Origin of the sequence: Ferrovibrio sp. (genome assembly GCF_041906005.1) — a bacterium.
Lineage (GTDB): Bacteria > Pseudomonadota > Alphaproteobacteria > Ferrovibrionales > Ferrovibrionaceae > Ferrovibrio.
The window spans coordinates 1,138,700-1,150,703 of record NZ_JAYRJY010000001.1; the positions used below are offsets into that span (position 1 = coordinate 1,138,700).

At 57.5% G+C, this 12,004-nt stretch carries 12 protein-coding genes and 1 pseudogene; all 13 read right to left on the minus strand.

The features are described from left to right. Positions 1 to 41: 41 nt before the first annotated feature. Positions 42 to 1,304, minus strand: a complete 1,263-nt coding sequence (locus ACE3OO_RS05520) for a glycosyltransferase (protein WP_374300581.1) — start codon at positions 1,302 to 1,304, stop codon at positions 42 to 44. A 15-nt stretch (positions 1,305 to 1,319) separates the two neighbouring features. Continuing rightward, a complete protein-coding gene (locus ACE3OO_RS05525) occupies positions 1,320 to 2,141 on the minus strand; it encodes a phytanoyl-CoA dioxygenase family protein (protein WP_374300583.1) in 822 nt (273 codons plus the stop codon). Positions 2,142 to 2,146: 5 nt separating this feature from the next. Continuing rightward, on the minus strand, positions 2,147 to 2,914 hold the full coding sequence (locus ACE3OO_RS05530) for an FkbM family methyltransferase (protein ID WP_374300585.1): 768 nt from the start codon (positions 2,912 to 2,914) through the stop codon (positions 2,147 to 2,149). A gap of 4 nt (positions 2,915 to 2,918) precedes the next feature. Then, complete coding sequence (locus tag ACE3OO_RS05535) at positions 2,919 to 3,845, minus strand: hypothetical protein (protein WP_374300587.1); 927 nt, start codon at positions 3,843 to 3,845, stop codon at positions 2,919 to 2,921. Continuing rightward, positions 3,821 to 4,447, minus strand: coding sequence for a trans-aconitate 2-methyltransferase (locus tag ACE3OO_RS05540; RefSeq protein ID WP_374300590.1), 627 nt, complete (start codon positions 4,445 to 4,447; stop codon positions 3,821 to 3,823). Before ACE3OO_RS05540 ends, ACE3OO_RS05535 begins: the two co-directional genes overlap by 25 nt. Then, positions 4,444 to 5,118, minus strand: coding sequence for an acetyltransferase (locus ACE3OO_RS05545; RefSeq protein WP_374300592.1), 675 nt, complete (start codon positions 5,116 to 5,118; stop codon positions 4,444 to 4,446). Before ACE3OO_RS05545 ends, ACE3OO_RS05540 begins: the two co-directional genes overlap by 4 nt. After that, the gene (locus ACE3OO_RS05550) at positions 5,115 to 6,140 is read right to left on the minus strand and encodes a GNAT family N-acetyltransferase (protein WP_374300594.1); all 1,026 of its coding nucleotides are present in this window, start codon (positions 6,138 to 6,140) and stop codon (positions 5,115 to 5,117) included. The genes ACE3OO_RS05545 and ACE3OO_RS05550 overlap by 4 nt, the downstream gene beginning before the upstream one ends. A gap of 29 nt (positions 6,141 to 6,169) precedes the next feature. Continuing rightward, entirely contained in the window at positions 6,170 to 8,122 is a 1,953-nt protein-coding gene (asnB, locus tag ACE3OO_RS05555) for an asparagine synthase (glutamine-hydrolyzing) (RefSeq protein ID WP_374300596.1), read from the minus strand. Next, on the minus strand, positions 8,073 to 9,068 hold the full coding sequence (locus ACE3OO_RS05560) for an NAD-dependent epimerase/dehydratase family protein (protein ID WP_374300598.1): 996 nt from the start codon (positions 9,066 to 9,068) through the stop codon (positions 8,073 to 8,075). Before ACE3OO_RS05560 ends, asnB begins: the two co-directional genes overlap by 50 nt. Before the next feature lie 60 nt (positions 9,069 to 9,128). Further along, positions 9,129 to 10,244, minus strand: coding sequence for a DegT/DnrJ/EryC1/StrS family aminotransferase (locus ACE3OO_RS05565; protein ID WP_374300600.1), 1,116 nt, complete (start codon positions 10,242 to 10,244; stop codon positions 9,129 to 9,131). An 11-nt stretch (positions 10,245 to 10,255) separates the two neighbouring features. Then, on the minus strand, positions 10,256 to 10,834 hold the full coding sequence (locus ACE3OO_RS05570; protein ID WP_374300603.1) for an acyltransferase: 579 nt from the start codon (positions 10,832 to 10,834) through the stop codon (positions 10,256 to 10,258). Positions 10,835 to 10,838: 4 nt separating this feature from the next. Then, positions 10,839 to 11,399: a Gfo/Idh/MocA family oxidoreductase gene (locus ACE3OO_RS05575; protein ID WP_374304663.1), complete on the minus strand. Its 561-nt coding sequence runs from the start codon at positions 11,397 to 11,399 to the stop codon at positions 10,839 to 10,841. An 81-nt stretch (positions 11,400 to 11,480) separates the two neighbouring features. Beyond that, positions 11,481 to 11,822: pseudogene (locus ACE3OO_RS05580) on the minus strand (Gfo/Idh/MocA family oxidoreductase); the annotation flags it as partial. Positions 11,823 to 12,004 lie beyond the last annotated feature (182 nt).

Sequence of the window (12,004 nt, forward strand, 5' to 3'; positions counted from 1 at the left end):
GCCTCTCAGGCTGGAAATTCTTGAATGGGCAAGATGGTGCTCTACTGCACCTGGGCAAGCAGCGATTGCACGGTACTGGCAACTTTCGGCGTGCCGTGCAGGGCCATGATCCATTTGTGACCAGCGGCACCGATCTTCTCCAGATCGATCGCGTTGGCGGCAATACGATTGAAAGCATCGGCAATTTCCTCGGCCGAGCTCGCATTGATGGCTGGAGGCGGCATCCAGCCGTTCCGTTCATACTCGTCAAAATCACAGTTCAGCATCACCGGCGCGCCACACGCCATGGCTTCCTGAGTGGCGGTACCGTAATGCCCTAGGACGAACTGATCGATCACTAGATCTGCCGCCTGGTAGAACTCGGACAAAGCCGGCTTGCTGAGTGCAAAGGGCAGGAAAGTGGCGCTGTCTGCTGGCACCCGCTGCCGCAGATCGTCGAAGTCGCGCCCCCATCCGGTAAAGATCAAATGCAACCGCCGCGTCGCCGCCGCGTCAGTCAGCGCTGGCAGCAGCCGGTCCTGGCCTTTCCAGTAATAGTCCACCCGCGACGGCACGAAAGCCACGACATCCGCCTCCGGAACAGGCAGGTTCAGCCGCCCCATCAGGTCAGCCAAACCCCGCCGGCGCATCACACGATCCCGACGTGGATGCGAGAAGGCAGGCAAGGCCAGACGCTCGAAACGCGTGAGCGGCATACGCAGCTTGAAAGTAAAGCCCATCCGGCCGAGCGGGCCGCTGAGTCGCAACGGCCCATGCGTACAGACTGCAACAGCCCGACGATAAGCCGCGCGTAGCAGTCGCTCCTCGCGCGTACCTGTGATAGCGTTCCAGGGCCGGATGCCGGAGCCGAAACGCGCCAGACGAGCAGCGATCCGGATATCTCCGCCATGAGGAATGATCACAAATGGCTTGCCGGAGAGAGCCGCTAAGCTGGCGCCCTCGACCCCGCAAACAACCAATGCATCGCATTCCGACATGGCCGCGAGGATCGCCGCCCATTTCGGGTTCGGATGCCGCCCGCCAGCCATACTGGCGTAATCCGCAGCCTCCACCAACCAATCCGGACGCTGCCAACCTGCCGCAGCCTCCCATTCATTCCAGTGATCCGCGGTCCAGCTTGCCGTTTTCAGTACTGTTTCGTAATCCATGACAGCCCAACAATCTTCCCAACTGGGCTGACTGAAGGCGAAATTGTCCGTACGATCGCGGATGAAGCGTACCGGCATGCCCTCCGCGCCAAGCCCCTTGGCCAACACATACATGTTATTGGCCATACCACCATAAAGACCGATCAGAGAAGCCATCGGAATATGAAAGCTTTATGCGCACCCGCCAAACAGTCGGGACACTGCATTCGGAGCAGGAAAATCCGGTGTGATGAGGTCCTGACTCGGCTGCTCGCTACGATATGTCGTCGGAAATCCGCGATCGATGAACTCGCACTCTGCTGCATCATTAAAGCGAAACTGCAAGGCATAACGGTGTGCATCAACTTTATTGTCGCCGCTGCGATGCACCAGGAAAGTCGAGAAGACTAAGGCGTCGCCTGCATCAGTGTTCACCGGGACAAAGTTACTGTCCAACACTAGATCGGTATCAAGACGACGATACCATTCATCCGGCACAGTAGGCAGCAATCCTAGCTTGTGCGATCCGGGCGCGACCTCAAGTCGGCCCAGTTCCTCTGAAACATCCCTCAGCGCAATCCAAACGACGACCGAATTCAGACTCCCCTGCATGCTGCGCCAGTCCTGATGCGGTCGCGTCTTCCAATGGCCATGATGTCGTGCTGTTCTGGCACTCGAAAGCGTAATAATTGGTCTTGCGCAGAAAACAGGAAAATTAACGCCCGCCGCTTGCACTGCAGCAATCATTGTTTCACGCGACCCAATCTCGAAGATAAGAGGTAGGTTGTTTGCCGTTCTCAAACACTCCACATAAGCGCCGTGGTGCTGGTCAAAGAACGAGAAAAGGCACTCATCGCGGACGCGACCATCCAACTCCCTCTCCACTGGCAAGCCAAGCCGATTCATGCGCAGCTCGAATATATCGTGAATCTGCCGCACCAGCATGCTCGCATCGTCTCGTGTGAGCAGGCCAGGAATCTTCACGAAGCCATTCTCTCTGTAGTCGTCGCGCATGGTCATTACCGCCTTTCGAAAACGCAGTTGACCAAATCGTCATAGAAACCGCCGCGAGCATGCCTGACTTGATGACGTTGCGTTGCGGTGAACCCCGCCGCAGTCAGAAGAGTTTCTACAGGCTCGTTCTGGCGCCCCTTCAGTGACAGTTCAATCATGATGGAATGCAGATCAGGATGCTTCAGGGTGACAGCCGCTCCTGACACAACTTCAAATTCAGCACCATCCACATCGATCTTCAGGTGATTAGGAGGACGCCGCAAATACTCCGCAACAAAATTGTCCAGCGAAATCCTCAGCACCGCCTGGGTATACTCCGGCGTGAAATAGCTCTCCTCATTCACCCGCTGCGGCTTATCGAGTATCTTCATGTGGAAGCCGGCACCGAACTTAGCGCAGAATATCTGGCCGATTCCCGAACTTGCCCCGATAGCGATGTTGAAACCACTAGGAACGATCTTGAACAGCTTGGAATTTAAATAGTTATTTACCTGAAATAGATTGAAGTTCTGCGATTCCGGCTCGAAGCTAAATACCTGTGCGCGTCTAGCAGCGGCCGCGTAGTGGCTGTAAATGCCGCTTGAAGCACCGATGTCGATTAAGGTTGCCCCGTATGGTATCGCATCTAACCAATCCAGTGTCTCGGGCTCCAGATATTCCGCTTGTTCCGCTAGGATTCGCGCAATTCCCGTCGGCGCATATTGCCGAAGCGCCACGCCGCGGACCGGCCGCGTGACGATCTGCGACGAAGGAATGATATCTGCATCAACCATCGGACTATCCTTCTATCCACTCGGCCAGACCAATACCGGCACGTCCGAATTCATTGCCGCTATAGACCATCAGGGTGCGATTTTCGTGGCGAAATACATGGGGATAGGCGACGCCCTGCCCATCCCAACCCGCACCCGATGGCAGCAATCCCTTGACATCATCCTGCCGGGTCCAGCTCAAGCCATCAGCCGAGCGCGCATAGCCGATGCGATAACCACCATTGATAAATGTACAATACCACATCTGCCATCCATCATCGCCACGCAGTACTGCCGGGCTGGCGATGTTGCTCTCACCGGGCAGGAAGTCGATGGCGATACGGCCATTGCGCCGCCAGCTTCGGCCATCGTCTGACTCAGCATATTTAATGTGATAGTAAGATTTCCCGCTCGCCATATCCCAGCGCAGACCGGAAAGATACCACATCATCCAACGGTCACCTGACCGTAGCACGCAGGGCGTGGAAACCATCCATGGATCGTATTCGCTCCGATCGACGATCGGCGCCGGACTGAGCCGGCTGAAGCTGCGGCCACCATCTCGGCTCTCCGCCAATCCGATTGCCATGCCATAACGCGGCGCCTCGCCGTTGCTACGCCCCATGTAATACAGCAGGAGACGATCACTCTCGGTCACCAGCCAGCTTGGGTAAACGCCGTTGTCGTCGAAATAACCCGGCTCGCCTGGCGCCAGCGCTGGCGTCTCCGCCATGGCGAGAACAGCCTCCGGATTCCGGAGATCGATTTCAATCCAGCCGATATAGGGATGATTCCCGCCATCGCGGCTACCGAAATAAATCCGGTACCGCGACGCTTCGATTTGCAGCGGTACCGGACAGGCTGTATGTGACGCCATCCAGCTCCGCTGTCCTTCAGCAGAAACAATGCGCCCCAGGCGATGCCATGTCATTTGCGTACCGTGATCGTCCATTCATAGAGCGGATAGTCGTGATGCAACGTGACGAATCGGGAACAGTTGCGCTTGCAGAAGTCGAAGAAATAACCGGGGTCGCCGTAGAAAAGCTTGTCAGCGCGAAAATCCACATAGGTGGACAGAAGGTTGAAGGCGAAGCCGCGCCGCGATGAGGCGTTGAGGTTCAGAATCACCTTCTCGATATAGGCGATCCACTCTTTCTCATCGACACCAATACGGACATTGAAAATGCCCGATGTAAAAGCGTAATCGGCCTCGCGCTGGAGCGAGCTGTCGCCATGAAGATGGCACCAGTCCTTGCCCGCGAGATACTGGCGCGCTGCCGTGAGCATTTCCAGGCTGATGTCGTAGCCGTCAAAGCTGGATACCGGAATGCCTCGATCAATCAGATGGGTGACCAGCGCGCCATAACCGCATCCCAGTTCGCAGACCGAGATCGGCTTGCGACCCGCTTCAAGCTCGATGACGCTGATCAACTTGTCAAATCGCAGTGCCTGAGATTCCTCATCTCGCCAGCCCACCCCCTTCGGGGTAAAGCCATGCTCGCGCAGGCTGTTCGTATAAAGCTCGGCAACGGGCGTGAGATCCAAGTCGCTCATCGGAAGAACCTCGAACTGTCTTTCGGGAATTTTTTGGTCCTCTCGGCGATATATACATCGCCCTCCAGAGTGGTCTTCTGGATCAAGGTATTCGGACCGATGAGGTTGCGCGCACCGATCTCCACATCTTCCGACACTGTGGAATTTACCCCCATGAACGTGTGTGACCCAACCTTGCAGTAACCGGAGATCACGACATGACTGGTGATGAAGCAGTAGGGACCGATCGTCGAATGATGGCCGATATGGTTGCCGCTCCACAGGACCGTACCTTCGCCAATCGAGACGAAAGGCTGGATAACGTTGTTCTCGAAGATGAAGACATTGTCCCCCAGCTTCGTATCGCCCCAGGAGGTGGCCTTTGAGCAGACGTAGGTGAGCAAGTGATAGCCCTTGGCGCGCGCCTCATGCATCAGCCGCTCGCGCACCTCGTTCATCGCCTTGCTGCCGACGGCAACAAAGAAATCGTGGTTCTGCGGCGGGTAATGCTGCTCGATATCCTCGAAGGCACGCAGCGGTAAACCGTCGAACTCATCGCCCGATAACTTGTCGCGGTTGATGCAGAAGGCGACCACCTCGTAAGGGCTGTCGATCGTCAAATAGAATTTGGCGACCTGGGCAAAATTGGTCGCGCCGAAGAGCACCGCCTTGCGGGTCTTTACCGGTGTCATCGTCCTGCCTCCAGACTTGAGAAGGGAACCACGAAAAAGCCCGGATACTCGCTCAACAGTTGCTGCGGCGTGCTGGCCAGAATCTCAGAGCGGCGCAGCAGCGTGTAGTAGCTGTATCGTCCGGCTACCGCGCCCCACTTTTCCTTGAAGCGGCGTACGCCATCTTGCGTCAACCAGGTACCACCCCAGTTCCAACGGCTGTACCCGCGCTGCGCTGCGTCCAGCATGGACTCGTAGAGTATCGCGGCCATCGGCTGAGTCTCGCGCGCATCCCGATGCGTAACCGGTGTAAAGTATTCAACCGTTTTATTAAAGTAAAACAGCAGTAGGGCCGAAACCGGCGCCCCGTCGATGCTGGCGACATAAATCCGATAATCACTGTCGGCACGGAAATGACGCGCGATCTTGGCGAAGAAGCCCGGCGTTTTGGCATTACCGCCGATTTCTTGCATATTCTCGACGTGGGTCTTTTCAAGAAAGCCGAAAGCCCCGTTATCCACAGCAACCGTCACGCCGCTCTTCGCCGCCTTCTTTATGTTCCGTCGCGCCGCGCTGTCAAAGCGGCCAAGCAAAAGCGCCTCGATATCTCCTTCTATAGGCAGTGGAGTGGCGTGGCTGATTCGTTCATCCAGGATGGTGTGCGGCGGCACTTCGCCCAGCATGGCCTGGAACGGATTTTCGACGATCGTGCCGCAGGCGATATCTGCATCATCCAGGAAGGCGGCATAATGCTTCACCAAGGCATCATGCGCCTCGGGTACAAGGCAAAGCGGAGCACCATTGCTGCCATAATAGGGCAGTGAGTTCATGACGCGCCCGAACGAACCGCTCGTCTCCATGGTCGGCAGAACACCGAGGATTTCTCCACCCCGTTCCGCCAGCCAATAGTCGGAACCACATCCCAGCAGATCGGCGATAAAGTTACGATACGCCGCCCCGTAGTAGAGCAGACTGCCGTCGAAGCGCTTGAGGAAATCCTCATAGGCCGGGATGTCCTGCGCCGTCAGAGTCTTAATACGCATATCATTCCGCCGTCGTCAGACGCATGCGACTACAGATAGCTCTCGCACCACTGCTCAAGATTCAGTAGCGACCATATAAGCAGGCGACGGTTTTCGCGGCCCTCAAGATGATCATCAACCAACGAACGCACCGTCTTGCGGTCGACAAAGTCGTAGATCCGGGCGCGATCGTTATAGAGTTTCCGCCGTACGAAATCGATCGATTCACCCTTAAACCAGCTTGCGTCGGGGGCGGAGAAGCCCTGCTTCTCACGATCTGCAACAACAGGCGGGATATGCCGCGCCATCATCCGGCGCAGGATGAGTTTCCCATCGCGCGTACGGTTGAAGTAGCGCTCGCGCTTGCCGCCCGGCTCGTTTTCATTGAGCTGCACCACTTCCGTGAGGTTACCGAGCTTCAGATGCGCCGGCAACTTCATGGCAAAATCGACAAGATCATTGTCAAGGAAAGGCACCCGGGATTCCAGGCCATGCGCCATTGCCAGCTTGTCTTCCACCACGAGCAGCCCGTTCAGGAAGGTTTTTGCCTCGAAGTAGAGGGAATGATTCACATAATCTTCCGGCCGGGTCAGACGGCTGGCATGTTCGCTAAAAACACCACGGAAGATATCGCGGGGCGCGACATGCTTGGCCTTTGCCCAAACCGGCGCGAGAACCGCCGGCAGGCGCTCTTCCGGGATCAGCCTCTGCCAGAAGCCGTAATACTGCTCAACGTAATGGTCGAACGAGTCGTTTACGACAGCCCGGTAGTACCGCCACGGATAACCGGCAAATAATTCATCGCCGCCGGCCCCCGACATCACCACTTTGACAAACTTGGACGCCAGCCCCGCGGCATAGAAATTTGGATAGCACTGCCCGACACGCGGTTCTTCGAGATGATAGGTCAGCTTCGGCAACACGCGCTCCATGTCGCCTGCCTTCAGCACCATTTCGTAATGCTCGGTCTTGAACAGGTAGGACATATGCTCGGCGGCACTGCGCTCGTCATAGCCGAGTTCGACGCCCGAGGCGGAGTTGAGGTCGAAGCCGACCGTGAAAGTCCGAACATGAGGCAGCTGGCGAGCCGCCAGAGCGGTGATCGACCCGGAATCCATACCGCCGGAGAGATATGAACCGACATCGACATCGGCGATAAGTTGCCGCTGGACCGCCTGCTGGAAGAGATGGTCCAGCTCATCCAGATAGTCGGCTTCTTTCCGCGTCTCGTTCGGTTCTTCGAAATGGAAATCCCAGTACTGGACGGGACGCAGTTCCTGGCGGTCCACTCGAACCTGCATCATGTGCCCCTGCGGCAGGAGCCGCACCGATTTGAACAGGGTCCGGTCAGTGAAGAAATTCTGGAAGGTGAGGTATTCCGACAACCCCTCCTCGTCCAGAACGGTCCGGAACTCGGGATGAGCTGTGAAGGCTTTGATTTCAGAGGCGAACAGGAACGTTTGCCCGCACTGCACATAGTATAGCGGCTTCACGCCGTAACGGTCACGGGCGAGCGTTAGGACGCGCTCCTCCCGATCCCAGATGCCGAAGGCGAACATGCCGTTCAACCGACGGATAACATCGATACCCCAGGTAGCAAAACCCTGCAGCAGCACTTCACTATCGGACCTCGAGTTGAATTGGCAACCCATGGCTGCCAGTTCCGCCCGGATTTCCTGGAAGTTGTATATCTCGCCATTATAGGTCATCACATAACGGCCGTCCCGCGTGACCATCGGCTGCTGCCCCGCCGGCGACAGATCGATGATGGCCAACCGCCGGTGCCCAAGCGCCAGCGGACCGTGCACAACATGACCTTCACCATCGGGACCACGATGTGCGATCTTGTCCGTCATCGCCTTTATGATGACGGGTGACGCGGGTGCCCCATCACGGTGCAAAATGCCCGCTATTCCACACATACAGACCTCAGACCCTTCAGGAGTTGCAGTCTTAGGTGCGCGACTTGTTGCGACGCGCCTCGACTTCCGACTTATGCGCATTGCGCCAGTCGATCAGGCGCTTCAGACCGTCACGGAGATCGATCCTGGCCTCGAATCCGATTTCTTCCCTGGCGCGCTTCGGGCTGCCAATGCGGTTGCGGACCAGAGTTGCCTGGCTGCGCGGCGCGTATTTGATTTCCTGATTGCAGCCGGTGAGCTGCAGCAGCATCTCGGCCAGTTCCTTAAGCGAGGTGCGGGTACCCGTGCCGACATTGTAGAAGCTGTCGACCGCATCCGCCTGCATTGCACAAAGATTGGCGCGCGCGCAGTCTTCAACCGCGACGAAGTCGAAGGCCTCGCTGCCATCGCCCAGAATGGTCGGGCCTTCGCCACGGTCGATGGCATCCAGCATCTTCATGATAACGGCAATATAGGCACCGTTATAATCTTGTCGGGGACCATACACATTCATGTAACGGAGACCCAGGACGTTCAGGCCGTAGCGGTGATGGAATGCCCGCGCCATGGCTTCGCCGGCAATCTTGGTCGCGCCGTAGAAGTTCTTGTTGTTGAAGGGGTGATCTTCCGTCATCGGCTCCTGGACAGCGTCGCCGTACACCGAGGCCGATGACGAGTAGACAAGTCGCTTCACCTTTTCGGCCACGCAAGCCTCGAGCACGTTGAACGTACCACGCACATTCACGTCGAAGGCCGAACGCGGATATTCATGGCATTGCAGCAGCCACAGGGCGGCGAAATGGAACACGCCGTCAGCGCCGCGCAGAGCCGCCTGCAGAATATCTGTCTGGCAGATATCACCGCCCGCCTCGAATATTTTCACACGCGGGTCCTTGAAGGCACCACTCAGATTCTCCTGACGGCCACGCACGAAGTTGTCGTAGATGACGACTTCGGCCACATCTTCGGCCAGGAGCTGATCAACGGTATGCGAACCGATCAGGCCCGCACCGCCAATGACAACGAGTTTCTTCCCGCGGATATCCATGTTTTCCTCTAATTACGGTGATTTGCTTTGAGTGATGACTTTTGGTGATTTTCAGCAGCGTCAGGCAGAGATTGCCCGACGCACTGTCTCGATGACGCGATCCTGCGCATCCCGTTCCAGGAACGGGTGCATCGGCAAGCTGAGAACCTGCTGTGCCAGACGCTCGGAAACCGGCACGCCCGCTGCCACCGACGGATACATCTTGTAGCCGGTCTGCTGATTCAACGGGATCGGATAGTAGACCGCGGTCGGCACGCCCGCTGCCTTGCAGGCCGCGACCACCTGATCGCGGTTCGGCATCAGAATCGTATATTGCGCCCAGACCGAGGTAGCGCCCGAGGCAAGCCGAGGAATGACGGCTACATCGCCCAACCCTTCATTATAACGGCGCGCCACCTGGTTACGGGCTTCCACCTCGTCGGGGAAAACCGCAAGCTTCTCCAACAGCACCGCTGCCTGCAGGGTATCCAGCCGGCTGTTCAGACCCAACCGGACATTGTCGTATTTGTCACTGCCTTTGCCGTGGAAACGCAGCGAACGCAGCAGATCCACCTTGTCGTCATCATCCGTGAAGATGGCGCCACCGTCGCCGTAGCAGCCAAGAGGCTTGGCCGGGAAGAAGCTGGTCGTCGTGAAGTCACCCAGGGTGCCAACCCTGCGGTTATTCAGACTAGCGCCGAAGCTTTGCGCAGCATCCGCGATCAGCAGGAGATCGTGCTGGAGGCAGATTTCCCGGATGGCAGTATAATCTGCCGGCTGGCCGAACAAATCGACCGGAATGACGGCGCGTGGCCGCAACCCCATCTTCTTGGCTTCGGCGATGCCAGCCTTGAGGCTTTCCGGATTCATGTTGAAAGTCTCGGGCGACACGTCCACGAAGAATGGGGTCGCCCCGATCGGCGGCACCACTTCCGCCGTCGCTACGAAGGTAAAGGCCGGCATAAAGACTGCATCGCCGGCCGTAACACCGGCAGCCAGCAGGACGAGCGTCAGCGCGTCGGTGCCATTTGCGCAGGTGACCGCATGGCGGGTCCCACAATAGGCCGCCAGCTGACGTTCCAGCTCCGCAACTTCGGGACCGAGAATGTACTGTCCATGATCCAGAACGGCATGAATACGCGCGTCGATCCTCGGCTTCAGTCGCTGGTACTGCGTCTTCAGGTCAATGAATTCCATGTTTTCTACCGTCACTTTTCCGGGCTGCAGCTGGTGGCGTCGATCCGATATCGGCTGCCACAGGAGGTGCAGGTTACACTGCCCTCGCCCTGCAGCTTGACGCCACAACGACACATCCAGCCGCGGCGGCGCGCCGGATTACCGACCATCAGGGCATGCGGCGGCACGTCTTTCGTCACCACGGCGCCCGCACCGATGAAGGCGTATTCGCCGACTTCGTTGCCGCAGACAATCGTCGCATTAGCGCCAATGCTCGCGCCGCGACGCACCGCCGTGTCCTTATATTCATCCCTACGCGACACATGGCTGCGCGGATTGATCACGTTGGTGAACACCATGCTCGGCCCGCAGAAAACGTCATCCTCGATCACGACATTGTCGTAGATCGATACGTTGTTCTGCACCTTGACGTTATTACCGATGCGCACCCGGTTTCCGATATAGGTGTTCTGCCCGAACGAGCAGTCGGCCCCGATCTCGGCTGCGGCACTGATATGGGAGAAGTGCCAGATCCGCGTGCCGTCCCCGATCTTCGCACCCTCGTCTACAACGGCAGTGGGATGCGCCTGCCAGCCGGCGGTCTTGGTCATGGCGTCAATCTTTCGCCACGACCGATGCACAGAGCGGGTGATACTCGCCCTTTAGCCCCATGGGCGCACCGCTGCGAATTTCGAATACAGTCTCGATGGCCGCACGGGCATCATCCAGACCAAAGCCGCCGCCACGCAGTATATCGGCGTAGCTTTCGGTATGCAGATCGGTGAAGCCTTCGCTGAACTCCAGCTCCTCGCCCCCCACCAGGATCGAGCGATAGGTCCGCTTGCCGGCACTCACGGCCGCTTCCGGCAGATAGTCAGCATTGATCGAAAGAAACCAGCGGACACGGGCGTGCTCGTATTCGAGATATCCGGCAGCCACATCCGGCTTGTGCAGATGGACGATCGAGCCGGTGCGGTTGCCGAAAATCCAACCAAGCATATCGAAGAAATGCACCCCAATATTCGTCGCAATGCCACCTGATTTGTGCTCATCGCCCTTCCAACTGGTGTGATACCAGTTGCCGCGCGAGGTGAGATAGGTGAGATCGACGTCGATCGTCTCGTTCCTGGACAGCTTGGCGACCTTGTCACGAAGCGCCTTGATCGCTGGATGCAAACGGAGCTGCAAAATATTGTAAATACGCTTGCCGCTCTCGCGCTCGATTTCGGCCAGTCCGTCGACATTCCACGGATTGAGCACAAGCGGCTTCTCGCAGATCGCATGGGCCCCGCTGCGCAGGGCAAAGCGGGTATGCGCATCATGCAGGTAGTTGGGTGAACAGATGCCCATATAGTCGACCTGCTGGCCGCGACGACGCAGCTTGTCGATATGGCGGTCGAAACGTTCAAATTCCACAAAGAAGCTGGCATCCGGAAAGTAGCTGTCCAGAATGCCGACGCTGTCGTTAGGATCAAAAGCCGCCACCAGGCTGTTACCGGTATCCTTGATCGCCCGCATATGTCGTGGTGCGATGTAGCCTGCGGCACCAATCAATGCAAAACGATGCCCGCCAAGGGGTGTGACCTCCGCATTAGCCATGGTTTCCCTATTTTCTATTGTAGAATTGAGGCGACTATTGGCTGTTTTTAGACACTTTTAGCCAACGTTACCACACTCCGGGTGCTTTCGGGCCGGAGTGCAGGATTAAGCCGGGGCAAATGAGGCATGCCCGCTTGCGGGAGAGTTTATAGAGGGATTCGCCTCTAAAAGACAACTAATGT

What these genes read in the sequence shown, in the direction of transcription:
- ACE3OO_RS05520 (WP_374300581.1), bottom strand. Translation starts at nt 1,304, where the DNA reads ATGGCTTCTCTGATCGGTCTTTATGGTGGTATGGCCAATAACATGTAT.
- ACE3OO_RS05525 (WP_374300583.1), bottom strand. Translation starts at nt 2,141, where the DNA reads ATGCGCGACGACTACAGAGAGAATGGCTTCGTGAAGATTCCTGGCCTG.
- ACE3OO_RS05530 (WP_374300585.1), bottom strand. Translation starts at nt 2,914, where the DNA reads ATGGTTGATGCAGATATCATTCCTTCGTCGCAGATCGTCACGCGGCCG.
- ACE3OO_RS05535 (WP_374300587.1), bottom strand. Translation starts at nt 3,845, where the DNA reads ATGGACGATCACGGTACGCAAATGACATGGCATCGCCTGGGGCGCATT.
- ACE3OO_RS05540 (WP_374300590.1), bottom strand. Translation starts at nt 4,447, where the DNA reads ATGAGCGACTTGGATCTCACGCCCGTTGCCGAGCTTTATACGAACAGC.
- ACE3OO_RS05545 (WP_374300592.1), bottom strand. Translation starts at nt 5,118, where the DNA reads ATGACACCGGTAAAGACCCGCAAGGCGGTGCTCTTCGGCGCGACCAAT.
- ACE3OO_RS05550 (WP_374300594.1), bottom strand. Translation starts at nt 6,140, where the DNA reads ATGCGTATTAAGACTCTGACGGCGCAGGACATCCCGGCCTATGAGGAT.
- asnB (WP_374300596.1), bottom strand. Translation starts at nt 8,122, where the DNA reads ATGCGCATAAGTCGGAAGTCGAGGCGCGTCGCAACAAGTCGCGCACCT.
- ACE3OO_RS05560 (WP_374300598.1), bottom strand. Translation starts at nt 9,068, where the DNA reads ATGGATATCCGCGGGAAGAAACTCGTTGTCATTGGCGGTGCGGGCCTG.
- ACE3OO_RS05565 (WP_374300600.1), bottom strand. Translation starts at nt 10,244, where the DNA reads ATGGAATTCATTGACCTGAAGACGCAGTACCAGCGACTGAAGCCGAGG.
- ACE3OO_RS05570 (WP_374300603.1), bottom strand. Translation starts at nt 10,834, where the DNA reads ATGACCAAGACCGCCGGCTGGCAGGCGCATCCCACTGCCGTTGTAGAC.